Raw genomic sequence first — 23,915 nt, 5'->3', positions numbered from 1 at the left:
CGAGACTGCCGCATGCCGATGGCCTCGCCGTTACCGCCGACCCGTTCGGACGGGTCCAGCACCATGCCGGTCGGCGTGTGGGCGGCGGTGCTGGTCGGCCCGGGGGCCTTGCTGGCCTTGGCCTTGGTGGGCGGGGCCAATCTCGCCGTGGCGATTCCCGTCGCCCTGGCCAGCGGCGCGGCGGGCCTGCTGCTGGCGCGCCGAGCGCTGCGCAAGCCCGATCGCTGGGCCGCCCCGGTTCCGGTTCCGGCGACGGTCGACCAGCCGCCGCCCTTCGCCCTGATTCTCGAAACCCTGCCCGACCCGCTGATGGTCATCGCCGCCGAGGAGGCCGACGACCTGACCGGCCGGCGCTTCGTCTTCGCCAACGCCGCGGCGCGGGAGCTGTTCAAGCTGCAGCCGCGCGGCGGGCTGCTGGTGTCGGCGATGCGCAATCCGCAGGTGCTGGAGGCGGTGGACGAAAGCCTGTTCGGCGGCCTGCGGCGGTCGGCCGACTATATCAGCGGCGGCGCCCAGGGCCGCGAGTGGGTGGCGCACAGCGCGCCGCTGGGCGTGGACGCCCGCGGTTCGCATCTGGCGCTGCTGGTGCTCAGCGACGAGACCGACACCCGGCGCAGCGAGCGGACCCGGGCCGATTTCCTGGCCAACGCCAGCCATGAACTGCGCACGCCCCTGGCCTCGCTGTCGGGCTTCATCGAGACCCTGCGCGGCCACGCCAAGGACGACGTCGGGGCCCGCGACAAGTTCCTGGGCATCATGCAGGCCCAGGCCGAGCGGATGGCGCGGCTGATCGACGACCTGATGAGCCTGTCGCGCATCGAGCTCAACGAACACATCGCGCCCCTGGGCCAGGTGGACCTGGTGATGGCCACGATCGACGTGCTGGACGCCTTGGCGCCCCAGGCCAAGGACAAGGCGGTGGCCTTCGACCCCATCCTGCCGCCGCGCGGCGCGGCCCTGGTCGAGGGCGACCGCGACCAGATCGTCCAGGTAATCCAGAACCTGGTCGACAACGCCATGAAATATACCCCGCGCGAGGGTGTGGTCCGGGTCGAGATCTTTTCCGGGCTGACGGCCGACATGGCCGCCGCGCCGCGCGACCCGGCCGCGGCCCGGATGTCGCTGCTGACCCCGGACCACGCGCTGGACGAGCGCTACGCGTCCTTCCGGGTCAGCGACAAGGGGCCGGGCCTGGCGCGCGAGCACCTGCCGCGCCTGACCGAGCGGTTCTACCGCGTCGAGGGCCAGAAGAGCGGCGAGCGGTCGGGCACGGGCCTTGGCCTGGCGATCGTCAAGCACATCATGAACCGCCACCGCGGCGGGCTGTGCGTCGAGAGCGTGCAGGGCGAGGGCGCGACGTTCGGGGTCTATTTCCCGATGGTCAAGGCGGTCCAGGGACAGGGGCAGCCGGCGCTTATGAAGGTGGTGCCTTCATCGCAAACCTAGCAGCCGCTCGTTCCTGTCCATGATTTTACGGATAGGTGGTCTATGCGGCGCTAGCTGCGATTCTGGGCGCGTTCTGGATTTGTCGCTCAACGACAACCGTTGAAACGTTAAGCGCGTCAGCGATGGTGACAACGTCGCGGCCGTCTTCCATCATGCTGAGAATTTCGTTCACCGGCGCCAACAACTCGGCTGCAAACGCGCGCCCCGCCGCTTGCCGATAGGCCGAGTGCAACTCGTTTACCGGTGAATTCTGAGGGTCAGGGAAACACACGACGTCAGCGACGCCTCTCGCAAATGTAAATAGATGCGATGTCGTGTGAGCAGCCGTCTCGCCCAGAACCCGCATGTGGAGGTGTGAGCCATCGTCTTGGTCTGCTCGCAGCAAGCGTATCCCATTCACCTGGGGAGCAAGTCGGAAACTACGGCTCGCGCCGAGATATTCAGCTAGGGACCGGAAGCCATCAAAACGCCGGGCTTCGTCGATATTGGCAGTCGCACGGAACGCTTTCGCCCGACGATAGCCGAGCTCCCAAGCCTGCTCGCCTTCACGGCACACGGCGGTTCGTGCCGTAGCGTCAGCGAGCGCTCGCAGCTCCGCGACACGTGAGGTGAAGTGGGGGCGACGATCGACCTCGCCAATCCAATCCATCAAACGCACTTGATCAGTGGCCTGAGCACCGGCAAGGAACTCAACTAACGGTTCTTCGGCGAAAACCGAAGATGCTCGCTCGATAGTATCAGTAGCCGCCGCGTCAATTTGATAGGGGTCGAGGCCAAGCGCTCCTGCCGCTTCGCAAAAAGCGGCTTCATCGGAGTCTTCCCGAGAGGCATTTACTCGCTCCCAGCGCAGGCTTGCACTTGTCCCGATCTGCTCGCGCTTCGTAAGCCGCTCCAGGGCCATTTCAATAATGTTGGCCAGGGCGGCTTCAGCTTCAGTTCGGCCCATGATTTCTGTGGCGCCACCCCAGAACCTAACGTCTGGATTGCGGTATGATCGTTGCTGAGCAAGAATCTCGAACACCGATCCGTCGAAGCGCATCCGAACATCGGGAAGAGCGAAGCCACTCCGATGGCGAACTAGCGAGAACTCTCGATCCCGCCCGCCAAACAGCGCCCACCAATCATGAATGAGCCCTTCGGCAAGGCTGTACAATGGCAAGGTTACGCACTCGACAGCGGTCTTCCCTTTCAGGTGCATGCTGACTATCTGCCCATCGAGTTCGATGCGTAAGTCGGCAACTGTCGCCCGTTCCTCTGGCGCAGCGTTGACGGCTTCGTCGTGCCAATCAGCCGAAAATTTCAACTCGCTCATCCTCGTCGATAGGCCAGCCCTTATAGGTGCCTAGTACGCTGTTGATACAAAAGCCGTACCAAACTTGGCCGTCCGTATGCCTGTACCAAATCTTCTTGGGAAAATCCTTGTCGGCCTCGAAGAACCTGGATTGCCCTAGAGTCAACGCTTGTTGAACCCATAGGGTGGCTGCTTCGCGCTCATGTTCCCGAGTAAGCGGACAAATTGTCGTGTCCTGCTTGCCTGGGCGCTGGGCCTTGCCATCCTCTCCAACGTGAGCTTCAGGCAAACCATCCCAGAACTCACGTGTTTTGTGTTCCGGGCTACCGCGATAGCTTGCCGTCTCGATCTTCTCGGCTGTGAGCGGCCTGCGCATAGGGACTTGACGGGGCCGTTTTGCTTTTCTGGGCGGCGGGCGCAAAGTGGTCTCTGGGGCAAATTATCGACCGCTGAAACCAGTTGGCATGGATTCAGTCGGCTGGCCACCAAACCCTATCATACTCAAACGCGAAGTGAGCGCTGTGGCGCCACATGCCTGGAAATCCCCGGTTGCGTCCATCGGCCGGGCCTTGTCGCAAAACTGTCGTCAAAACGTCGCATAAGGTCAGCGCCCGCCCGGCATAGATCGGCACGGGCGGTACGGCGCGTTGTGCGCCGTCTCCGCATCCCTCGCGCAAGACCTCTTCACGCATGCTGACCTGGCTCTCGCTCCTCTTCCTGGCGCTGTTCTCCGGCGCGGCGTTCATGGCCGGCCGCGGCCGGGCGCTGAAGGCCGCCGGCGGCGCCACGGCCCGCCTTCATTCCCTGCCCAACTATTACGGGGCCTACGCCGCCCTGTGGGCCGGGGCTCCCGCCGCCCTGTTGCTGCTGCTCGGCGCCATGTTCGGCGGTCGGGTCGAGGACGCGGTGCTGCAGGCCCAGCGTCCCGCCGCCGTCTCGGCCCTGACGCCGGACCGCCAGAACGTGTTCTTCAGCGACGTCCAGGCCATCGCCTCGGGTCAGGCCGCCAGCGAGGTGGCCTATGACGGCCCCCTGCGCGCCGCCTTCGACGCCAAGGTGGTCGAGGCGCGCAACATCGAGGGCATCGTCCGCTATTCCATCCTGGGCCTGGCCGGCCTGGTCGCCCTGGGCGGCTTCCTGCTGGTCATCCCCCGGGTCAACACCGAGTTCCGGGCCCGCAACCGGGTCGAGGGCTGGATCGCCGGGGTGCTGATCGCCTGCTCGGTCGCCGCCGTGCTGACTACGCTGGGGATCGTTCTCTCGCTGATCTACGAAAGCTGGCGGTTCTTCGAGACCGTGCCGATCCTCGGCTTCCTGTTCGGCACCGAATGGGCCCCGCAGATCGCCATGCGCGCCGACCAGGTGGCCTCGTCGGGCGCCTTCGGAGCCGTGCCGCTGTTCGCCGGCACCTTCTTGGTGATGATGATCGCCATGCTGGTGGCCGCGCCGATCGGCCTCTACTCGGCGATCTACCTGTCGGAATACGCCAATCGCGGCCTGCGCTCGACCATCAAGCCGCTGCTGGAGATCCTGGCCGGGGTGCCGACCGTGGTCTACGGCTTCTTCGCGGCCCTGACCGTCGGCCCGCTGTTCCGCGCCTTCTTCAACGGCATCGGCGAACAAATGGCCGGCGGTCCGCTGGACGGGATCGCCCAGTACCTGATGCAGGTGCAGAACCAGATGGCGCTGGTGGCCGGGGTGGTGATGGGCATCATGCTGATCCCCTTCGTCTCCTCGCTGTCGGACGACATCATCAACGCCGTGCCGCAGTCCCTGCGCGACGGCAGCTACGCCATGGGCGCCACCAAGTCCGAGACCGTCAAGAAGGTGGTCCTGCCCGCCGCCCTGCCGGGGATCATGGCCGCCATGCTGCTGGCCGTTTCCCGCGCCGTCGGCGAGACCATGATCGTCACCATGGCCGCCGGCCTGCAGGCCAAGCTGACCGCCAACCCGCTGGACACCGTCACCACCGTGACCGTCCAGATCGTCACCCTGCTGACCGGCGACCAGGAGTTCGACAGCCCCAAGACCCTGTCGGCCTTCGGTCTGGGCCTGACCCTGTTCGTGGTCACCCTGGGCCTCAACATCATCGCCCTGCGCATCGTCCAGAAGTACCGGGAACAATATGACTGACGCGGTCCTCTCCCCCGGCGCGCCGGCGCCCAAGACGGCTCCGCTGACGGCGCGCGAAGCCCTGCTGAAGAAGCGTCACCGCTCGGAGATGTGGTTCCGCGTCCAGGGGATCGCGGCGATCGTCATCGCCATGATCTTCCTGGTGGTGCTGGTCGGCCGCATCGTCGTGCAGGGCTACTCGACCTTCGAGACCCACACCCTGACCGTGCCGGTCTATATCAACCCCGAGCGGGTCGACGTCACCGCGCTGGAGGGCGTCAACTACGACTACATCGTCGCCGAAGCCCTGATGAAGAAGCTGGGCGTGCAGGACGACGACCTGGGCACGACCTCGGCCAAGATCATGGACCTGACCTCGCGCGACTTCGGCTTCCAGCTGCTCAACAAGCTGAAGGCCGACAAGTCGCTGATCGGCAAGACCGTCGACGTCACCGGTTCGGTCAAGGCCGACGCCGACCTCTACTACAAGGGCGAGATCAAGCGCTCGACCGCAGAGGTCGACCGCAAGCTCGACAACCAGCAACTGGACTGGCTGGACAAGCTGCGGACCGACGGCACCGTCAAGGCCGGCTTCAACACCAAGTTCTTCAGCAACTCCGACTCCACCGAGCCCGAACAGGCCGGCGTCTGGGGCGCGGTGGTCGGCTCGGCCATGATGCTGGTGATCACCGCCCTGATCGCCATTCCGGTCGGGGTGATGGCGGCGGTCTATCTCGAGGAGTTCGCGCCCAAGAACCGCTGGACCGATATCATCGAGGTCAACATCAACAACCTGGCCGCCGTGCCGTCGATCGTCTACGGCCTGCTGGGCCTGGCCCTGTTCATCAACTGGCTGCACGTGCCGCGCGGCTCGCCGCTGGTCGGCGGCCTGGTGCTGGCCCTGATGGCCCTGCCGACCGTGATCATCGCCACCCGCAGCTCGCTGAAGGCCGTGCCGCCCTCGATCCGCGAAGCCGCCCTCGGCGTCGGCGCCTCCAAGGCCCAGACGGTGTTCCACCACGTGCTGCCGCTGGCCATGCCCGGCGTGATGACCGGCGCCATCCTGTCGCTGGCCCACGCCCTGGGCGAGACCGCGCCGCTGCTGATGATCGGCATGGTCGCCTTCGTGCCCGGCGCGCCGGAAAGCTTCACCAGTTCGGCCACCGTCCTGCCCGTCCAGGTGTTCATCTGGGAGAACGCCTCCGAGCGCGCCTTCCACGAGCGCACCGCCGCGGCGATCATCGTGCTGCTGGTCTTCATGATCGTCATGAACGCCGCCGCCGTGATCCTGCGCCGCCGCTTCGAACGCCGGTGGTAGGCCCCATATGACCCGCAACCCTCTCGCCTTTCCCCTTTCCAAGGGCCACGCCATGCCGACCGAAAACCGCGACGACACCCTCGCCGCTCACGCACCTTCCATGGCCTCCGCCATCCCGGCCGGCCACGGGCACGTGACCACCGGCGAGTTCAAGATCCGGGCCCGCGACGTCAACGTCTTCTACGGCGACAAACAGGCGCTGTTCGACGTCAACCTCGACGTGCCGGCCAAGTCGGTCACCGCCTTCATCGGCCCGTCGGGCTGTGGCAAGTCGACCTTCCTGCGCTGCATCAACCGCATGAACGACACCATCCCGTCGGCCAAGGTCCACGGTTCGATCGAGATCGACGGCAATGACGTCAACGCCAAGAGCGTCGACCCGGTGGTGCTGCGCTCGCGGGTCGGCATGGTGTTCCAGAAGCCCAACCCGTTCCCCAAGACGATCTTCGAGAACGTCGCCTACGGTCCCAAGATCCACGGCCTGGCCACCGGCAAGGCCGAGCTGGAAGCCATCGTCGAGGCCAGCCTCAAGAAGGCCGGCCTGTGGAACGAGGTCGCCGACCGCCTGCACCAGGCCGGCACCGGCCTGTCGGGCGGTCAGCAGCAGCGCCTGGTCATCGCCCGCGCCATCGCCGTCTCACCGGAAGTGATCCTGATGGACGAGCCCTGCTCGGCCCTCGACCCGATCGCCACCGCCAAGATCGAGGAACTGATCGACGAGCTGCGCAACCAGTTCTGCATCGTCATCGTCACCCACTCGATGGCCCAGGCCGCCCGCGTGTCGCAGAAGACCGCCTTCTTCCACCTGGGCAAGCTGGTCGAGAGCGGTCCGACCGAGGAGATGTTCACCAATCCTCGCGACACCCGCACGCAAGATTACATCACCGGCCGCTTCGGCTAAGCCCAAGCATTTTCGAGCGAAGTGGATACCGGTTCGCGTGAAGAAAATGCGCCAAACAAAGAAGTGGACTAGAGCGACGCTCTAGTAGGATCCAGAAGATGACCGAACATACCGTCAAATCCTACGGCGAAGAACTGAACCACCTCACGGCCGAGGTCACCCGCATGGGCGGCCTGGCCGAGGCCCAGGTCGCCGACGCCATCGAGTGTATCGCCCGTCGCGACGGCCCGCTGGCCCAGCAGGTCGTGGCCCGCGACGAGCGGCTCGACATCCTGCAGGCCGAGATCGAGCGCAAGGCCTTCCGGCTGATCGCCCTGCGCCAGCCGATGGCCGTGGACCTGCGCCACGCCGTCGCCGCCCTGAAGATCTCGATGAGCCTGGAACGCTGCGGCGACATGGCCAAGAACATCGGCAAGCGCGCGCTGATCCTCACCGAGGCCGACCCGATGACCGCCCTGACCCGCTCGATCGAGCGGATGGGCAAGCTGGTCCAGGGCCGTCTGAAGGACGTGCTCGACGCCTACACCGCCTCGGACCTGCAGCGCGCCATCGGCGTCTGGGGTCGCGACGAGGAGGTCGACGAGCACTACAACGCCATCTTCCGCGAACTGCTGACCTACATGATGGGCGACCCCCGGACGATCAATCCGTGCGCCCACCTGCTGTTCGTCGCCAAGAACCTCGAGCGCATCGGCGACCACGCCACCAACATCGCCGAGATCATCCATTTCGAGCTGACCGGCGAGGAGATCATCTCCCAGCGTCCCAAGCTCGAGCTGTCGAAGTAGAATAGAGGGCCAGCGCAAGTGACTCCGTACGTTCTGGTGGTCGAAGACGAAGACGCCCTGGCCACCCTGCTGCACTACAACCTCGACAAGGAAGGCTATGTCGTCGGCGTGGCCGGCGACGGCGAGGAAGCCCTGACCATGGCCAGCGAACGCGCGCCGGACCTGGTGATCCTCGACTGGATGCTGCCCAAGGTCTCGGGCATCGAGGTCTGCCGCCGCCTGCGCGGCCGCTCCGAAACCCGCAACGTGCCGATCATCATGCTGACGGCCCGCGGTGAGGAGAGCGACCGCATCCGCGGCCTCGACACCGGGGCCGACGACTATGTGGTCAAGCCGTTCTCGATGATCGAGCTGACCGCCCGAGTCCGCGCCGTGCTGCGCCGCATCCGCCCGGGCCTGGCCGACGACCGGATCACGGTCGGCGACATCGTCATCGACCGCGTCGCCCACCGCGTGAAGCGACAGGGCAAGGAGGTCCACCTGGGCCCCACCGAGTTCCGCCTGCTCGACTACCTGATGCAGCACCCGGGCCGGGTGTTCAGCCGCGAACAGCTGCTGGACGCCGTCTGGGGCTCGGACGTCTATGTCGAAGCCCGCACCGTCGACGTCCACATCGGCCGCCTGCGCAAGGCGTTGAACGGCGACGTGGACGGCGATCCGATCCGTACCGTGCGGTCGGCGGGGTATTCGCTGGATCTCGACGCGGCCTGAGGCGCGGCGAAGGCCCTAAAGCTCCAGGCAGACCTTGCCGAAGTGCTTTTGGGATTCGTAATACGCGAAGGCCATGGCGATCTCCCGCAGCGGGAAACAGCGGTCGATCACCGGCTTCAAACGGTTGGCCGTGATCGCCCTGATCATGTCCTCCTGGTCCGCCCTGCTGCCAATGGAGATTCCGCTGATGCGGATCTGGTTGGAGAACAGCGCCGGGATCGCCACCTCCGCCACGAAACCCGTCAGGACGCCGATCAGGGCGATATGCCCGCCCGTCCTGCAGGCGGCTATCGACTGCGCCAAGGTGCCGGGGCCGCCGACCTCCATCACGTGGTCGACGCCGCGTCCGTCGGTCAGGTCCTTGGCCTTCTGGCCCCAGTCCGGCGTGGCCCGGTAGTTGACGACCTCGTCGGCGCCGAGCCGCTGGAGCTTTTCCAGCTTCTCTTCCGAGGAGGACGTCGCGATGACCCGCGCCCCGGCGGCCTTGGCCAATTGCAGCGCGAACAGCGACACGCCGCCCGTGCCGAGGATCAGCACCGTGTCGCCGGGCTTCACCCGGCCGCGGACGACCAGGCCTCGCCAGGCGGTGACGCCCGCGCAGGTCAGGGTCGCCGCTTCGACGTGCGTGTAGCCCGCCGGCGCCTTGGTGAAGGCGCGCGCCGGCATGCACGCGTATTCGCGGGCATAGCCGTCGACCGTTTCCCCGGGGATGACCCGCTTGGCGGCGGGCGTCGCTTCGCCGTCCAGCCAATCGGGATAGAACGTGCTGACGACGGGGTCTCCCACCCTGAACGCGTCGACGCCGTCCCCGACCGCGATCACCTCGCCCGCCCCGTCGGTCATCGGAACGCGGCCGTCGGCGCACGGTATCTTGCCCAACGCCACCATGACGTCGTGGAAGTTCAACGAGCTGGCCCGGATCCTGACCAGCACTTCACCCGGCCGGGGTTCGGGACGATCTTCCTCGGTCAGTTCGAGCCTGTCCAAGCCTCTCGGCGCTCTCAGCCTGATCAGCTTCATGAATATCCTTCTGGGTTGAATGATTTGGAGCACGGGCGTCCGCGCTGGGTGGTCGCCGGGAGGTCAGCCTCAGCCAGGGCGCCGAATGGAACGCGGCCATCAGCAGGTACATCAGGACCATTCCGCTCAGCGGCGACGCGTCCGGGGTGATCGAGCAGAGCATGTCCGACCGGCGATCGCCGAGAACGCCGGTCCATAGCGCCATCGCCGCGAAGGTCGGCGCGGCCGCCAGGCCCAGCCAGTCGGCGGGCGGGCGGGAATGAGCCTTGCCCATGGTCCGGATCCTCGAAGAGCGACGTCGGGCCGGAGCGCCATGGCCCCGGTCCGACCTTGCGCCGTGTCAGTCCTTCCAGGCGGCCTGTCCGGCTTCCGACACCTCGGTCCACTTCTGGTCGGGCGCGGCGCCGTCGACATAGGAGTCGTGCCAGTTCCACCACTGATAGGGCGGCGTCTGCGGGTAGCCCTTGGGCGAATCCTCCCAGGTCTCCTGGCGGCCCAGCGGCGTCGCGTCCAGGTAGCTCCAGGTGGTCCCCATCGCCTCGTCGCCCCGGACATTGATGAAGTAGGTGCGGAACACCCGGTCGCCGTCGCGGAAGAACACGTTGTGCCCATGCCATTCGTCCACGCCGAAGTCGGCGTCGAAGCTGTCGGTCAGGGTGTACCAGGGCATCTTCCAGCCCATCCTCGCCTTCAGGCCCGCGATGTCGGCCTGGGGCGCGCGGGAAACATAGGCCAGGGTGGTGTCGCGGGCGTTCAGGTGGGCCAGGTCGGCGACCTGGTCAGCCCCCAGCGAACAGCCGCGGCAGGCATGGTCGGGCCAGCCGAACACGCCGGGTTCGAAGAAGGCGCGATAGACGACCAGTTGGCGCCGGCCTTCGAACAGGTCGAGCAGGCTGGCCTTGCCCTGGGGCCCTTCGAATGCGTACGGCTTGTCGACGGCCAGCCACGGCATCCTTCGGCGCTCGGCGGCCAGGCCGTCCCGGGCCCGCATCACGGCCTTCTCCTTCACCAGCAGCTGTTCGCGCGCGGCCTCCCAGGCCTCGCGCGTGACGATCGCCGGCCTATCTATCGCCGGGGCCCCGTTCTTCTGGTCGTTCGCGGATGATTTGGTCATGACTGTTGCGATCCTTGGGCTTCACGCGGACGCATGGCGTTGTGGCGGCTTGTCTGGCCGCCGATCGCCGTCGTCGATGACGCGACATTGGCGCCGGACATCGAGGCGGTGGGAGTGACAAGTGTGACGGGATTTCGATGGACTCGCTGATCACCGCCGCGGCGCGCGCCCTGGCGGCGGGCGATCCGCTGGGCGCCTTGAAGCGGGTCGCGTTGCGGGATGACGCCCCCGCCCTGGCGCTCCGGGGCATCGCCATGGCGCAGCTGGGCGATTTCGCTCGCGCCAAGACCTTGCTGCGGAGCGCCGCGCGCGCCTTCGGCCCCCGGGAGGCGGTGGCCCGCGCGCGATGCGTCGTGGCCGAGGCCGAGATCGCCCTGGCCTCGCGCGACCTGAGCTGGCCGGTGAAGGCGCTCGACGCGGCGAGGGCCACCCTGGAAGAGCACGGCGACCGGGTGAACGCGGCGCACGCGCAGTGTCTGGAGATCCGACGCCTGATCCTGATCGGGCGGTTCGACGAGGCCGAGCATCGGCTCGCGGCGCTCGATCCGACGCCGTTTCCGCCGGCCTTGAGGACCGCCCACGAACTGGCGGTCGCGGGGATCGCGATGCGACGCCCGCGGATCGAGGCGGCGGAGGCCGCGCTGGCCAGGGCGGAGCACGGCGCGCGCCAGGCGGGAATCCCCGCGCTGATCGCGGAAGTCGAAGCCGCGCGTCTGGTCCTGAACACCCCCGCGGCGCGTCTGATCTCCAGCGGCGAGGAGCGGCTTCTGCTCCTCGCCGACGTCGAGGCGTTGCAGACTTCGCGGGCGCTGGTCGTGGACGCCTGCCGCCATGTCGTGCGCGACCCGGACGCCACGGTTTCGCTGGCCCGACGGCCGGTGCTGTTCGCCCTGGCGCGCGCCCTGGGCGAAGCCTGGCCCGGCGACGTCTCGAGGGCGGCGCTTGCCGCGCGAGCGTTCGGGGCAAGGCAGATCGACGAAACGCACCGCGCGCGGCTGCGTGTCGAGATCGGGCGGCTTCGCGCGGAGCTGCGCGGGCTGGCCGAGGTGACCGCGACGAAGCGGGGCTTCACGCTGGCGCCGCGCCACGCCGCGACGGTGGTCGTGCTGGCGCGGCCCGTCGACGAGCGGCACGCGGCGGTGCTGGCCTTCCTGTCCGACGGCGAAGCCTGGTCCAGTTCGGCCCTGGCGATCGCGCTCGACGCCGGCCAACGCACCGTGCAGCGTGCGCTGGACTCCCTTGCGGCGGCCGGGAAGGTGCGGTCATTTGGCCAGGGGCGGGCGCGTCGCTGGATGACGCCGCCGGTCCTGGGATTGACGACAACCTTGTTACTCCCCACCCCGTTCGCGGGGCATTAGGGTGCGGGCATGCTTCGATCAGCCACTGACATCGTTCGCGAATACGGGCCCTTTCCGGGCGTCGACGAGGTGCACGGCGTCACGTTCGACGGCGAGCTCGTCTGGTTCGCGTCCGGAGAGAAGCTCAACGCCCTCGATCCGGCCAGCGGCGAGACCGTGCGCGCGATCGACATCGCCGCGCACGCGGGAACCGCGTTCGACGGCGAGCACCTGTTCCAGCTGGCCGAAGACCGCATCCTGAAGATCGACCCGAAGACCGGCCAGGTGCGCGCCACGATCCCGGCGCCCGGCGGCGGCGGCGACTCGGGACTCGCCTGGGCCGAGGGATCGCTGTGGGTGGGCCAGTACCGGGAGCGGAAGATCCACCAGATCGACCCTCGGACGGGGGCGATCCTGCGCACCGTGCAGTCCAACCGTTTCGTGACCGGGGTCAGCTGGATCAACGGCGAGCTGTGGCACGGCGCTCACGACGGCGACGAGAGCGACGTGAGGCGTATCGATCCCCAGACGGGGGAGACCTTGGAACGGCTCGACATGCCGCCGGGAGTCTTCGTGTCGGGACTCGAGGCCGGCGACGACGGCCAGTTCTTCTGCGGCGGTGGCGCGAGCGGCAAGGTCAGGGTGATCAGGCGGGCAGGGAAGCCTGCCCCGGCGAACGGCGCCAAGGCCGTCGGTTCCGCCAAACCCTAGAGCACGTTTGCTTCAGATTGAATCGTGCTTCTCAAATTCCGTTTCCCCGACGAAGGTCGGGGCCCAGGTGAAACCCACGAGCCGCTCTGGATGAATCTGGGTCCCGGCCTTCGCCGGGAAAACGGGGTTTGGGGCGGGCGCTTCAATGTAAACCAAACGCGCCCTAGAATCCCGCCGCCAGGCCGTCGATCCTCGTTTCGCCGAGAGCATGGACCACCCCCGCCCTCAACGAATCCAAGCCCTTACGCCCCGATCACACGGGCGTATCCCCAAACTTATCCTCCCCCTCCAAACCCCCCGCATAATCAGAGCTGCCCCACCGCTGGGGAGGCCGTCCAGCTGGCGACCTGACGGGCGGTGCGGGGCGGTCGAGCGGGGCGCCGCATAATCAGAGCTGCCCCACCGCTGGGGAGGCCGTCCAGCTGGCGACCTGACGGGCGGTGCGGGGCGGTCGAGCGGGGCGTGTCCGGCGGCCGGTTTCGAAGGGCCTGGATGGCTCGGTCGGCGGAACGTGGGGGCCTCGGATGGGGCTTCGGGCGGTCCGGACCGGACTTCGGGAACACCCCCTCGGGGCCGAGCGGCGAACGCCACAGGCGCGGGCTGAAATCGCCCGCGCGGTCCGGACGGGGTCGCTTCCCCTCCGCCCGCCGGAGGCCTCCATCGGAGCGGGTTAAGAATCCGCGACCCGAAGGCTTTCGTCCACCGATCGCGCGGAGCGCCCGTGACGTGTCGAAACGGTATTCTCCAACTCCACACTTCCGGGCATGGCCCGGACGCTCCGCCGCCTCCCCAGCCCGCCGGCCTTCGCCGGCCGGGGACATGCACTCGTGCGTGTCCCCAGTTCCGCCCCGCGTCCGTTGGGAACACGCACGCGTGTCTGTTCCCGGACAAACCTTGACCCCGCGCCGTCGCCGCGCGACATCCCGGACCCATGGAAAAGCTCACTATCCTCCTCGTCGGGTCCGGCGGTCGTGAACACGCCCTGGCCTGGAAGATCGCCCAGTCGCCGCTGTGCGGACGGCTGGTGGCCGCGCCGGGCAATCCGGGGATCGAGGCCGTCGCCGAACTTCGCGACACCAAGGTCACCGACGTCGAGGGCCTGGTGGCCCTGGCCCAGCAGATCGCCGCCGACCTTGTCGTGGTGGGTCCGGAATCGGCGCTGGAGGTCGGGCTGGCCGATCGCCTCGCCGAACTGAACATCCCCTGTTTCGGCGGCAGCGCCCAGGCGGCGCGGTTGGAGACCTCCAAGGCCTTCACCAAGGACTTCTGCGCCCGTCACGGCCTGCCGACGGCGGCCTATGGCGTGTATACCGACGCCGCCTCGGCCGGGGCCTTCCTCGACACCCTGACCGCGCCGTTCGTGATCAAGGCCGACGGCCTGGCGGCCGGCAAGGGCGTGGTGATCGCGGCGGATCGCGCGGAAGCCGACGCCGCCGTGCTCGACATGCTGGGCGGCCGCTTCGGCTCGGCCGGGGCGCGGGTGGTGATCGAGGAGTTCATGCACGGCGAGGAGGCCTCGCTGTTCGCGATCTGCGACGGCCAGACCGCCATGCTGTTCGGCGCGGCCCAGGACCACAAGCGGGCCTATGACGGCGACAGGGGTCCCAACACCGGCGGCATGGGCACCTATTCGCCGCCGCCCGTCCTGACCGACGCCCTGGTCGACCAGGCCTGGCGCGAGCTGATCGAACCCACCGTCAAGGGCATGGCCGCCGAGGGCTGCCCCTATGTGGGCGTGCTCTATGCCGGGCTGATGCTCACCGAGAGCGGCCCCAAGCTGGTCGAATACAACGCCCGCTTCGGCGACCCCGAATGCCAGGTCCTGATGCTGCGCCTCGAAAGCGACCTCGTGCCGCTGCTGCTGGCCGCCGCCCAGGGCGCGCTGGCCGCCGCCGCCCCGCCGGTCTGGCGCGAGGAGGCGGCGATCTGCGTGGTGCTGGCCGCCGAGGGCTATCCCGACGCGCCGAAGACCGGCGGCCTGATCAGCCAGGAGCCCGACTTCGGTGGCGAAGCGGTGGTCTTCCACGCCGGCACGACCCTGGACGCCGAGGGCCGGCTGGTGGCGGCCGGCGGCCGGGTGCTCAATGTCTGCGCCCTGGGCGCGACGCTGCACGAGGCGCGGGACGTGGCCTATGCGGCGCTGGGGACAGTGTCGCTGGAGGGCGGGTTCTATCGCACCGACATCGGCTGGCGGGCGCTGCAGCACTATTGATGCGCTTATCGACATTCCTTTGGCCCCGGTCCCGTCCAGTCCATAGCCAGCACGTCGCGGCGGGACGTGTGACGCATGTGGCTTTGATCACTGTCGGCTCGATGGGCGTGGTCATCGAACTGCTGAACTGGCATGGGCGCTGGGATCACTTGGCGATGTATGCGCTGATGTGGCTCGCGGCCGCCAGCGTCGGGCGGGGTCTGCGATTCTGGCTTTCCCGTGAGTAGCGTCGCGGCCGAACGCTCTGGCCGCCCTGCGTCCTTCGAGGCTCGCCTGTGGCTCGCACTTCAGGATGAGGACGTTTGTGCAGCGACAATACTGAATTCCTCATCCTGAGGCGCCCGCGAAGCGGGCCTCGAAGGACGCACGGCGCTTGCACCCCACGCCCCACGCTCTAAAGTCCCTTTCAAACAAGCGTTGGGGAGATAGCGTGATGGCCGTGGCCGAACAGACCGCCCAGGACCTGAACTCGGGCACCAAGCCCGTCGACCCGCGCCACGCCATCGACGAGGCCAGATTGGCCGCCTGGCTGGAGGCCAACGTCGAGGGCTACCAGGGCCCGCTGGAGGTCCGCCAGTTCAAGGGGGGGCAGTCGAACCCGACCTACCAGTTGGTCACCCCGGCCAAGAAATACGTCCTGCGCCGCAAGCCGCCGGGCAAGCTGCTGCCCAGCGCCCACGCCGTCGACCGCGAGTTCAAGGTGATCTCCGGCCTGGGCAAGACGGGCTTCCCCGTCGCCAAGGCTTATGCGCTGTGCATGGACGAGGACGTGATCGGCACGATCTTCTACGTGATGGACAATGTCGAAGGCCGGATCCTGTGGGACGGCACCCTGCCCGAATACGCCCCGGCCGAGCGCCGGGCGATCTACGAAGCCGAGATCGAGACCCTGGCGGCCCTGCACAATGTCGACTACGCCGCCGTCGGCCTGGCCGACTACGGCAAGCCAGGGAACTACTTCACCCGCCAGATCGACCGCTGGACCAAGCAGTACAAGGCCAGCGAGACCAGGACGATCGAGGACATGGACCGGCTGATCGCGTTCCTGCCGGCCAGCGCCCCGGCGGACGACCAGACCTCGATCGTCCATGGCGACTACCGTCTCGACAACATGATCCTCCACCCCACCGAGCCGCGGGTGATCGCGGTGCTGGACTGGGAGCTGTCGACCCTGGGCAACCCGCTGGCCGACTTCAGCTACTTCCTGATGAACTGGGTGATGCCGTCCGACCAGCGCGGCGGCCTGGCCGAGATCAAGGACCTGACCGCCTACGGCGTGCCGACCATCGACGAGGCCGTGGCCCAGTACTGCAAGGCCACCGGCCGCGACGGCCTGCCGAACCTGGACTGGTACTTCAGCTACAACCTCTTCCGCCTGGCCGGGATCTGCCAGGGCATCGTCGGCCGGGTGCGCGACGGCACGGCGGCCAGTGGCCACGCGGAGTTGATGGAGGCGCGGGTGCCTGTTCTCGCCAGGGGCGCCTGGGAGTTCGCGAAGAAGGCCGGGGCTTAAGTCCTCCCCCTCTGGGGGAGGCGGTCGCGAAGCGACCGGTGGGGGGAGTTTGGGCAGGTTGATCCTGCCGGTGGTCGAGGCCGTATCACGCCCCCCTCCGTCGCCCTTTGGGCGACACCTCCCCCAGAGGGGGAGGAATTTTTACAGCCCCACCGACTCCAGAAGCTTCTCCAACGCCCGCTCATCCTCGAACCGCGCCCGCACCGGCCACGGCGTGACCTTGTCGCGCCAGGCTTGCGGCAGCCGCACCCAGTCCTTCTCCGTCGTCACCAGCCCGGCGCTGTAGGTCTGGGCCCGGTCCCAGAGGAACTTCAGCGTCGCCTCGTCATAGCTGCCGTGATCGGGATAGGGCGCGAAGTCGACCAGCTGGCAGCCGGCGGCCTTCAGGGCCCGCTCGACCTTCCACGGCTTGCCGATCCCCGCGAACCCGACCTGGCGGCCCTTGGGCGGCGGCGCGGCGGGCTCCAGGCGGGCGATCAGCACCGGGGTGTCGCCGAACAGCGCCAGCAGTTCCGGATCGGCGGCCGGCAGGTCGCCCGGCAGCAGCACCACCACCGCGTCGGTGCGGGCCAGGCTGACCTTCAGCGGCTCGCGCATCGGCCCGGCGGGGAACACCCGGCCGTCGCCGAACGGCCATTCGTCCTCGCGGGTTTCGCCATCGACCACGACCAGGGAGAGGGTCTTGCGCAGGTCGGGGTTCTGGTGGCCGTCGTCCATCACCACCACCTCGGCCCCATTGGCGGCGGCCTTGCGGGCTCCGGCCACCCGGTCGGCCGACACCCACATCGGGAAGTCCTGGGCCAGCATCAGCGGTTCGTCGCCGACGTCGCGGGCCGTATGGCGGGCCGGATCGACCCGCGCCGGCCCCTTCAGCTTGCCGCCATAGCCGCGCGCCAGGCCATGGGCGCGGCGGCCGCGCTGGGTGAGATCATGCAGCAGCTCGCGGACGATCGGCGTCTTGCCCACGCCGCCAACCGTGAAATTGCCGACGCAGATCACCGCGCAATCGGCGCCGCGCGGCTGGGTTCGGGCGATGCGCTTGGCGGTCTGGGCGGCCCAGATCCACGACAGCGGGGTCAGCAGGGCGCGGGTGATCGGGCTGGGCGCGCCGTCGCGGCGGTACCACCAGCGGGGGGTGGAGAGCTTCATGCCGAAACCCCGGGCGGCAGCAGTTCCAGGATGCGGTCGAGCCCGGCCCGGGCCTCGGCGTCGCGGGCCGCCACGAAGGCCTGGGCGCGGACCGCCTGGGCATCGAGGCGCTCGGGCCCGACCAGCAGGGCGGCCAGGCGCTGACCCAGCACCGAGGCGTCGGCGAAGGCCGCGCCGTCCGCCGCCCGCAGGTCGGCATAGGCGGTCAGCCAGTTCTCGACATGCGGACCCGAGACGATCGGACAGTCCACGCGCGCCGGCTCCAGCGGGTTGTGGCCGCCGATGCCTGGAACCAGGCTGCCCGCCACCAGGGCCAGGTCGGCCAGACGGTACCACAGGCCCAGCTCACCCAGGGTGTCGGCGACCACGACCTCGGCGAGATCGTCGGGTTCGGCGCTGCGCAGGGCGACGCTGGCGCCGGTCGCGCGGGCGGCTTCGGCGATGGCGGGGCCCCGTTCGACGTGGCGCGGCGCGATCACCAGGCGCGGCCGGTCGGGCAGGGCGCGCCAGGCCGCCAGGATGACCTCGTCTTCGCCGGGATGCGTGCTGGCGGCCAGCAGCAGCGGCCGACCGCCCAGGCGAACGCGCAGGCTGGCCAGCGTCGCCGCGTCGACCGGCAGCGGCGCGGACCCGAACTTCAGGTCGGCCTGGCCGGCCACGGTTCCGCCCAGGCTGGTCAGGCGATCGGCGGCGCGGCCGTCCTGGGCCAGGATCAGGTCGAAGCCGCTGAACAGCCGCCAGGCCGCGAACGGCCGCGCCTGCCAAGACCGGTAGCTCTTGTCCGACAGCTTGGCCGAGACCAGGGCCAGCTGCACGCCGCGGTCCTTGGCGGTCAGCAGCAGGTTGGGCCACAGCTCGCTCTCGACGAACACCGCCAGGTCGGGCCGCCAATGGTCGAGGAAGCGCCGGGCCCCGCCGGGGGTGTCGACGGGCAGGAACTGGTGGATCGCCCCGGCCGGCAGGCGCCGGGCCAACAGCTGGGCCGAGGTGACGGTGCCGGAGGTCACCAGCACCCCGACGTCCGGCCGCTGCGCCCGCAGGCGCTCGACCAGCGGCAGGATCGACAGGCTCTCGCCGACGCTGGCGCCGTGCAGCCAGACCAGCGGACCGGCGGGGCGTGGCGTCGCCGGACGGCCCAGGCGCTCGTTCAGCCGGGCGCGGTCTTCCTTGCCGGCCTTGGCCCGGCGCTCCAGCAGCAGCGGCGCGAACGGTTCCAGCACGGTGGTGGCCGCGCGATAGAGGCTCAAGGAGAGGGGAAGGCTCACACCGCGTCCGCGGCGGCCAGGTGGCACGGGCCGACCCCGCCGCCGTGCTCGACCTGGATGGTGACGTGGCCGATCTTAAAGAGTCTGGCCATGTCGCCGCAGACCTCGTGCAGGAACTGGTCGTGGTCGGAGCCCTCCGCGCCGGCTTCGGGCAGGCGGACCAGGTGAGCGGTCATGGCGGTCTCGGTGGTGCTCATCGCCCAGATGTGCAGGTCGTGGACCTCGCTGACGCCGGGTCGCCCAGCCAGCCAGTCCCGGACCGCCTTGGGGTCGATGCCGCGCGGCGCGGCGTCCAGGGCCAGGTCCAGCGAGTCGCGCAGCAGGCCCCAGGTGCCCAGCACGATGATCACGACGATGCCGAGGCTGACCACCGGATCCAGCCACAGCCAGCCGGTCGCCCACATGGCGGCGGCCGCGACCACCACCCCGGCCGAGATCGCCGCATCGGCGGCCATGTGCAGGAACGCCCCGCGGATGTTGAGGTCATCCTTGGAGCCGCGCATGAACATCAGGGCGGTGGCGGTGTTGATGACGATGCCGATCGCCGCGACGATCATCACCGGCCCGGCCTGGATCGGTTGTGGCTCGGCGAAGCGGCGGATGGCCTCCCAGGCGATGGCCCCGACCGCCACCAGCAGCACCACGGCGTTGGTCAGCGAGGCCAGGATCGTGCCCTTGCGCAGGCCGTAGGTGTGGCGGCCGGTCGGCGCGCGCTTGGCCAGGACCACCGCGCCCCAGGCCATGAACAGGCCCAGCACGTCGGACAGGTTGTGGCCGGCGTCGGCCAGCAGGGCCAGCGAATGGGTCATCAGGCCGGCGACGGTCTCGGCGATCACGAAGCCGATGTTCAGGGCCGCGCCGACGGCGAAGGCCCGGCCGAAATCCTTGGGCGCGTGGCTGTGGCCGCCGGGGCCGTGGTTGTGGCCGTGACCGTGCGAGTGGCCGTGGTCGTGACCATGGTCGTGGTGGTCGTGCGAATGGCCTGGATGGTCGTGCGGCATGGACCCTACATCCCACCAAGGGGCGGGAGGATCAATCACCGTGAAGCGCTCATCCCCCAAACCGTCATATCGCCCTGGTCGGAGGTTCGAACGGTCAGTTTTCGGAATCCGCTCCCCCCTGCGGGGAGGGTGGCCCGCGTAGCGGGTCGGGTGGGGGTCCGGTGCAGGGCCGTTCGTTGCGGCGGTGAAGCCCCACCCACCAGCTTCGCCGGTCCCCCCTCCCCAAAATGGGGAGGGAAGAACGGCCGTCCGTTGTCCGCGCGGCGCCGGAAATCGGCGAGACGCCCTGACGGACTTAGGGCGCTGGAACGGCTTGGCGCTCCCCCACGATCGCCTCGGCCCGCCGCGACACCGCCGACAGGCGCGCGCCCCAGGCCGGGGCCAGGGCGTCGGGATCGTCGTCGCGACCGGCGGTCGCCGGGCCGTCCCAGACCATGGCGGCCCGGGCGAAGGGCAGGGGGATGATGGTGCGGTCCCAGGTGTCCAGCCGGATGCAGGGCCGCATGGCGATGCCGACAAACAGCACCGGCGCGCCGGTCACCCGGGCCAGGGCGACGGCGCCCTTCTGCAGGTCCTCGACCGGACCGCGCGGGCCGTCGGGGGTGATGGCCATGGCGCCGCCGTCGCGCACCCACTTGACCATGTCGCGGAAGGCCTGCTCGCCACCCTTGTTCTTGGCGGTGTCGGTCTTCTTCAGCGACGAGCCGCGGATCGAGGGCAGGCCGAGCTTGGCGATCACCCGGGCGATGAACTCGCCGTCGCGCGACTGCGAGACCAGCACGCGGATCTGCGGCTTGTCGGGCCCCTGCGGCCAGGCCGTGGGGCCGACCGGCACGCGCGAGTGCCACAGGGCCAGGATCGCGCCGCTGTTCGACGCCAGGCTGTCGGCCCAGACCTTCTCGGCCCGCGACCGGTCCTCGTGGGTCCAGCGCAGGGTGGCGTAGGTCAGCCGCAGATAGCCGGCCATCAGGTTGGTGAGGGCCACCATGATCCAGCGCGAGCGCAGCGGTCTCAAGCGGTGGCCCCTTCTTCAAGGCCCGGCGGCTGGTGGTCCAGGTCCTGGGCCTTGGCCAGGCGGGCGTAGAGGCCCTTGTGGCGCACCAGCTCGGCGTGGGTCCCGGTCTCGACCACCCGGCCCTTGTCGATCACGTAGATGCGGTCGGCGCCCTTCACGGTCGACAGGCGGTGGGCGATCAGGATGGTGGCGCGGCCGGCCATCAGCCGCTCCAGCGCCGCCTGGACCTGGGCCTCGCTCTCGGTGTCCAGCGCGCTGGTCGCCTCGTCCAGCAGCAGGATCGGGGCGTCCTTGAGGAAGGCGCGGGCGATGGCGATGCGCTGGCGCTGGCCGCCCGACAGCCGCGCCCCGGCCTCGCCGACCAGGGTGTCGTAACCCAGCGGCAGCTCCGAGATGAAGTCGTGGGCCGCCGCCTGGCGGGCCGCTGCCTCGATCTCGTCCTCGGCGGCGCTGGGGCGGGCATAGGCGATGTTGGCGCGGATGGTGTCGTCGAACAGGAACGGCTCCTGGGTGACCAGGGCGATGCGGTCGCGCAAGGACGCCAGGGTGACCGAGCGCACGTCGTGGCCGTCGATGGTCACCGCCCCCGCCGTGACGTCGTAGAAGCGCGGGATCAGGTTGAGGATCGAGCTCTTGCCGCCGCCCGACGGGCCGACCAGGGCCACGGTCTCGCCGCGTCCGGCCTTCAGGGTCACCTCGGTCAGGGCCGGGGCGCCTTCGCCATAGGCGAAGCTGACGCCGTCCAGGGCGATGGCGGAGTTTCCGGCCGGCAGGGCGGGGGCGCCGGGCGGGTCGATGATCGTCGCCTCGACGTCGAGGGCCGAGAATAGCCGGCGGGCCGCCGTCAGCCCCTCGCTGAACACCGTCTGCAGGTTGGCCACCTGGCGCAGCGACTGGGCGGCCATCAGCAGGTTGGTCAGGAAGGCGAAGAACACCCCGGCCGTCATCTGGCCGCTCTGGGCCCGCCAGCCGGCATAGACGAAGACGGCGGCGATGATCAGGGTGGTGAAGGTCTCGGTGGCCGGCGACGCCATGGCCCGGGCGTTGGAGCCCTTGATCAGGTGGCGCTGGCGGCGGTCGACCACGGCGGCGACGCGGGCCTCCTCATAGGCCTCGCGGTTCTCCATCTTGACGATCTTGATGCCGTCCAGGCTCTCCATGATCGCGGTCGACAGGTTGGAGGTCTCGCCCATGGCCCCCTTGGCGGCCTTGGTGGTCTTGCGCGAGAACCGGCCCATGATCAGCCCGGCCAGCGGGGCCAGCACCAGCACGCCGCCGGCCAGCACCGGGTCCAGCTGGAACATCACCACCAGGGCGCCCAGCACGGTCAGGAACTCGCGGGTGTAGTTGATCACCCCGGTGGTCGAGGCCTCGCGGATCAGGCCGGCGTCGTAGAGCACCGAGGCGACATAGCCGCCGGTGTGGCCAGAGCGCAGGCGGGCCAGGTCCGAGCGCACCAGCTTGCCGAACAGCTGCACCTGCACGTCGCCGACCACCCCGTTGCCGATGCGGTTGATGAAGTTGGCCTGGATCACCTGGAAGACGCCGCGCCCGACTGCCAGGGCGACGATGGTCAGCGGGATGGTGACCAGGGCCCCCGGCTGCGGGTGGGTGATCAGCTTGTCGATGGCCGGCTCGATGATCCGGGCCAGGGAGACGCTCAGCCAGGCGACGATCGCGGCGCTGACGATCGACACCGTCAGGCCCTTCCAGCGCGGCTTCAGATAGTCGCGCCAGACCCGCGCGGCGAGGGCGCGGTTGCTGGCGGGCGGCGCGGCGGGGTCGGTCATGCAGGCAGGGGTCGGATTTCGCGGCGGGACTGTCAAGCCAGCCATTGGGCCCCTGTGCGCCGCCAATAGGGCGTAGGTGCGACGCTGTGGTTTTTGCATTACAGGGCTGTGGCGCCTAGTTAAGCGCTTTCATGCCCAGTTAAGCGCTTTGATGAAGGAACGTCCGTTGCCCGGCTACGACCTGACCACCCGCTGGGGGCGGTTTCGCACCTATCTCCACTATCTGTGGAACGACCACGCCTATCTGCGCCTGGGTTTCAAGAACGACCACTGGGTCAGCCCCGAGCTGGTGCGCACCAACCAGCCGTGGCCGCACCAACTGGCCGAATGGAAGAAGAAGGGGATCAAGACCGTCATCAACCTGCGCGGCGGGTTCGACGGCAGCTTCTACGCCCTGGAGAAGGACGCCTGTCAGCGCCTGGGTCTGAAGATGGTCGATTTCGTGATCACCTCGCGCGAGGTCCCGATCAAGGCGCGGGTGCTGGGCGCCAAGGAACTGTTCGAGAGCATCGAATATCCGGCCCTGATGCACTGCAAGTCCGGCGCGGACCGGGCCGGGATCATGAGCGTGCTCTACGCCCACTACCGCCTGGGCCTGCCGATCGAGGCGGCCAAGGAGCAGCTGTCGATGAAGTACCTGCACATCCGGCACGGCAACACCGGGGTGTTGGACTACGTCTTCGAGCAGTATCTGGAAACCGCCGCGCCCAAGGGGCTGACCTTCACGGAGTGGGTGGAGGGGCCGGACTACGACCCGGTGGCGATGAAGGCCCGGTTCCGGGCCGGGATGATCGGGGGATTGGTGACCGAGGGGATTCTTAGAAGGGAATAGCTGAAGCCTCCCCCCTTGGGGGAGGTGTCGGCGAAGCCGACGGTGGGGGGAGTGATACGGCTTCGGCCGCAGGCAGGATTCTAGACCCTAAAACTCCCCCCACCGATCGCTTCGCGATCGCCTCCCCCACAGGGGGAGGAGCTGGATCAATCCAGGCTCGGATCCAGCAGCTTGTGGGCGTGGATGATGAAGTACCGCGCATGGGCGTTGTCCACCGTCGCCTGGGCCTTGGCCTTCCAGGCCTTGTGGGCTTCGGCGTAGCTGGCGTAGGCGCCGACGAACTCGACCTTCGACAGGTCGCGGAACTCGGTGCTGGAAACGTTCTCCAGTTCACCGCCGATCACGAGGTGAAGAAGCTGCTTGTCGGACATGATGGGGAAGATCCTGCG

At 68.7% G+C, this 23,915-nt stretch carries 22 protein-coding genes; 12 read left to right on the top strand and 10 right to left on the bottom strand.

All coding sequences use genetic code 11. From position 1 onward, the window contains the following. The first annotated feature begins 12 nt into the window (after positions 1 to 12). Entirely contained in the window at positions 13 to 1,446 is a 1,434-nt protein-coding gene (locus tag ASD79_RS10895) for a cell wall metabolism sensor histidine kinase WalK (RefSeq protein WP_056721405.1), read from the top strand. A gap of 40 nt (positions 1,447 to 1,486) precedes the next feature. Here the strand turns inward: ASD79_RS10895 and ASD79_RS10890 are convergent, their stop codons facing one another. After that, complete coding sequence (locus ASD79_RS10890; protein ID WP_156400449.1) at positions 1,487 to 2,749, bottom strand: hypothetical protein; 1,263 nt, start codon at positions 2,747 to 2,749, stop codon at positions 1,487 to 1,489. Further along, positions 2,733 to 3,113: a hypothetical protein gene (locus ASD79_RS23845; protein ID WP_156400448.1), complete on the bottom strand. Its 381-nt coding sequence runs from the start codon at positions 3,111 to 3,113 to the stop codon at positions 2,733 to 2,735. The genes ASD79_RS10890 and ASD79_RS23845 overlap by 17 nt, the downstream gene beginning before the upstream one ends. A gap of 314 nt (positions 3,114 to 3,427) precedes the next feature. Between ASD79_RS23845 and pstC the strand changes: the two genes are divergently transcribed. From pstC to phoB, 5 genes are all read left to right on the top strand, one after another. Then, complete coding sequence (gene pstC, locus ASD79_RS10885) at positions 3,428 to 4,870, top strand: phosphate ABC transporter permease subunit PstC (RefSeq protein ID WP_056721401.1); 1,443 nt, start codon at positions 3,428 to 3,430, stop codon at positions 4,868 to 4,870. After that, a complete protein-coding gene (pstA, locus tag ASD79_RS10880; RefSeq protein WP_056721398.1) occupies positions 4,863 to 6,167 on the top strand; it encodes a phosphate ABC transporter permease PstA in 1,305 nt (434 codons plus the stop codon). Before pstC ends, pstA begins: the two co-directional genes overlap by 8 nt. Positions 6,168 to 6,219: 52 nt before the next feature. After that, complete coding sequence (gene pstB / locus ASD79_RS10875; protein ID WP_156400447.1) at positions 6,220 to 7,068, top strand: phosphate ABC transporter ATP-binding protein PstB; 849 nt, start codon at positions 6,220 to 6,222, stop codon at positions 7,066 to 7,068. A 98-nt stretch (positions 7,069 to 7,166) separates the two neighbouring features. Then, the gene (gene phoU, locus ASD79_RS10870) at positions 7,167 to 7,856 is read left to right on the top strand and encodes a phosphate signaling complex protein PhoU (protein ID WP_056721394.1); all 690 of its coding nucleotides are present in this window, start codon (positions 7,167 to 7,169) and stop codon (positions 7,854 to 7,856) included. 18 nt (positions 7,857 to 7,874) lie between these two features. Further along, entirely contained in the window at positions 7,875 to 8,567 is a 693-nt protein-coding gene (phoB, locus tag ASD79_RS10865; protein WP_012288542.1) for a phosphate regulon transcriptional regulator PhoB, read from the top strand. Positions 8,568 to 8,582: 15 nt separating this feature from the next. Here the strand turns inward: phoB and ASD79_RS10860 are convergent, their stop codons facing one another. Together ASD79_RS10860 and ASD79_RS10850 are read right to left on the bottom strand one after the other, a co-directional pair. Further along, the gene (locus ASD79_RS10860) at positions 8,583 to 9,587 is read right to left on the bottom strand and encodes an NAD(P)-dependent alcohol dehydrogenase (protein ID WP_056721392.1); all 1,005 of its coding nucleotides are present in this window, start codon (positions 9,585 to 9,587) and stop codon (positions 8,583 to 8,585) included. Between the two features lie 340 nt (positions 9,588 to 9,927). Continuing rightward, entirely contained in the window at positions 9,928 to 10,701 is a 774-nt protein-coding gene (locus tag ASD79_RS10850) for a DUF899 domain-containing protein (RefSeq protein ID WP_056721390.1), read from the bottom strand. Positions 10,702 to 10,838: 137 nt separating this feature from the next. Here ASD79_RS10850 and ASD79_RS10845 point away from each other — a divergent pair, with 137 nt between their 5' ends. The 5 genes from ASD79_RS10845 (at position 10,839) to ASD79_RS10830 (ending at position 16,474) form a co-directional block, all read left to right on the top strand. After that, complete coding sequence (locus tag ASD79_RS10845; protein WP_056721388.1) at positions 10,839 to 12,059, top strand: hypothetical protein; 1,221 nt, start codon at positions 10,839 to 10,841, stop codon at positions 12,057 to 12,059. A 9-nt stretch (positions 12,060 to 12,068) separates the two neighbouring features. Beyond that, entirely contained in the window at positions 12,069 to 12,749 is a 681-nt protein-coding gene (locus ASD79_RS10840) for a PQQ-binding-like beta-propeller repeat protein (RefSeq protein WP_056721386.1), read from the top strand. 931 nt (positions 12,750 to 13,680) lie between these two features. Next, on the top strand, positions 13,681 to 14,961 hold the full coding sequence (purD, locus tag ASD79_RS10835) for a phosphoribosylamine--glycine ligase (RefSeq protein WP_056721384.1): 1,281 nt from the start codon (positions 13,681 to 13,683) through the stop codon (positions 14,959 to 14,961). Between the two features lie 77 nt (positions 14,962 to 15,038). Further along, positions 15,039 to 15,188: a hypothetical protein gene (locus ASD79_RS23840; protein ID WP_156400446.1), complete on the top strand. Its 150-nt coding sequence runs from the start codon at positions 15,039 to 15,041 to the stop codon at positions 15,186 to 15,188. Positions 15,189 to 15,391: 203 nt separating this feature from the next. After that, a complete protein-coding gene (locus tag ASD79_RS10830) occupies positions 15,392 to 16,474 on the top strand; it encodes a phosphotransferase (protein WP_156400445.1) in 1,083 nt (360 codons plus the stop codon). Between the two features lie 141 nt (positions 16,475 to 16,615). Here ASD79_RS10830 and lpxK read toward each other — a convergent pair whose 3' ends face one another. The 5 genes from lpxK to ASD79_RS10805 all read right to left on the bottom strand — a co-directional run bounded on the left by lpxK (position 16,616) and on the right by ASD79_RS10805 (position 22,694). Beyond that, positions 16,616 to 17,623 (bottom strand): tetraacyldisaccharide 4'-kinase, encoded by a 1,008-nt coding sequence (gene lpxK / locus ASD79_RS10825; RefSeq protein ID WP_056721380.1) that lies wholly within the window; start codon positions 17,621 to 17,623, stop codon positions 16,616 to 16,618. Next, complete coding sequence (locus ASD79_RS10820; RefSeq protein ID WP_082584881.1) at positions 17,620 to 18,870, bottom strand: 3-deoxy-D-manno-octulosonic acid transferase; 1,251 nt, start codon at positions 18,868 to 18,870, stop codon at positions 17,620 to 17,622. The genes lpxK and ASD79_RS10820 overlap by 4 nt, the downstream gene beginning before the upstream one ends. A 14-nt stretch (positions 18,871 to 18,884) precedes the next feature. Then, complete coding sequence (locus tag ASD79_RS10815) at positions 18,885 to 19,889, bottom strand: cation diffusion facilitator family transporter (protein ID WP_056721376.1); 1,005 nt, start codon at positions 19,887 to 19,889, stop codon at positions 18,885 to 18,887. Between the two features lie 295 nt (positions 19,890 to 20,184). After that, positions 20,185 to 20,904, bottom strand: a complete 720-nt coding sequence (locus tag ASD79_RS10810; RefSeq protein WP_056721374.1) for a lysophospholipid acyltransferase family protein — start codon at positions 20,902 to 20,904, stop codon at positions 20,185 to 20,187. Beyond that, positions 20,901 to 22,694 (bottom strand): ABC transporter ATP-binding protein, encoded by a 1,794-nt coding sequence (locus ASD79_RS10805; RefSeq protein ID WP_056721372.1) that lies wholly within the window; start codon positions 22,692 to 22,694, stop codon positions 20,901 to 20,903. The genes ASD79_RS10810 and ASD79_RS10805 overlap by 4 nt, the downstream gene beginning before the upstream one ends. 166 nt (positions 22,695 to 22,860) lie before the next feature. Here ASD79_RS10805 and ASD79_RS10800 point away from each other — a divergent pair, with 166 nt between their 5' ends. Further along, positions 22,861 to 23,526 carry a tyrosine-protein phosphatase gene (locus tag ASD79_RS10800; protein WP_156400462.1) on the top strand — a complete coding sequence of 222 codons (666 nt, stop codon included), beginning with the start codon at positions 22,861 to 22,863 and terminating at the stop codon, positions 23,524 to 23,526. 146 nt (positions 23,527 to 23,672) lie between these two features. On the opposite strand, the gene ASD79_RS10795 is transcribed toward ASD79_RS10800, so the two are convergent. Then, a complete protein-coding gene (locus ASD79_RS10795; RefSeq protein ID WP_056721368.1) occupies positions 23,673 to 23,897 on the bottom strand; it encodes a DUF4170 domain-containing protein in 225 nt (74 codons plus the stop codon). Between the last annotated feature and the right edge of the window lie 18 nt (positions 23,898 to 23,915).

The sequence above is a fragment of the Caulobacter sp. Root655 genome (assembly GCF_001427665.1).
Classification (GTDB): Bacteria; Pseudomonadota; Alphaproteobacteria; order Caulobacterales; family Caulobacteraceae; genus Caulobacter.
This window is presented reverse-complemented; position numbering and strand designations above follow the sequence as displayed.

Coding starts and splice junctions, on each gene's coding strand:
- phoU (WP_056721394.1), top strand. CDS start 7,167: ATGACCGAACATACCGTCAAATCCTACGGCGAAGAACTGAACCACCTC.
- pstC (WP_056721401.1), top strand. CDS start 3,428: ATGCTGACCTGGCTCTCGCTCCTCTTCCTGGCGCTGTTCTCCGGCGCG.
- ASD79_RS10805 (WP_056721372.1), bottom strand. CDS start 22,694: ATGACCGACCCCGCCGCGCCGCCCGCCAGCAACCGCGCCCTCGCCGCG.
- ASD79_RS10840 (WP_056721386.1), top strand. CDS start 12,069: ATGCTTCGATCAGCCACTGACATCGTTCGCGAATACGGGCCCTTTCCG.
- pstA (WP_056721398.1), top strand. CDS start 4,863: ATGACTGACGCGGTCCTCTCCCCCGGCGCGCCGGCGCCCAAGACGGCT.
- ASD79_RS23845 (WP_156400448.1), bottom strand. CDS start 3,113: ATGCGCAGGCCGCTCACAGCCGAGAAGATCGAGACGGCAAGCTATCGC.
- lpxK (WP_056721380.1), bottom strand. CDS start 17,623: ATGAAGCTCTCCACCCCCCGCTGGTGGTACCGCCGCGACGGCGCGCCC.
- ASD79_RS10895 (WP_056721405.1), top strand. CDS start 13: ATGCCGATGGCCTCGCCGTTACCGCCGACCCGTTCGGACGGGTCCAGC.
- purD (WP_056721384.1), top strand. CDS start 13,681: ATGGAAAAGCTCACTATCCTCCTCGTCGGGTCCGGCGGTCGTGAACAC.
- ASD79_RS10860 (WP_056721392.1), bottom strand. CDS start 9,587: ATGAAGCTGATCAGGCTGAGAGCGCCGAGAGGCTTGGACAGGCTCGAA.
- ASD79_RS10795 (WP_056721368.1), bottom strand. CDS start 23,897: ATGTCCGACAAGCAGCTTCTTCACCTCGTGATCGGCGGTGAACTGGAG.
- ASD79_RS10850 (WP_056721390.1), bottom strand. CDS start 10,701: ATGACCAAATCATCCGCGAACGACCAGAAGAACGGGGCCCCGGCGATA.
- ASD79_RS10815 (WP_056721376.1), bottom strand. CDS start 19,889: ATGCCGCACGACCATCCAGGCCATTCGCACGACCACCACGACCATGGT.
- pstB (WP_156400447.1), top strand. CDS start 6,220: ATGCCGACCGAAAACCGCGACGACACCCTCGCCGCTCACGCACCTTCC.
- ASD79_RS10845 (WP_056721388.1), top strand. CDS start 10,839: ATGGACTCGCTGATCACCGCCGCGGCGCGCGCCCTGGCGGCGGGCGAT.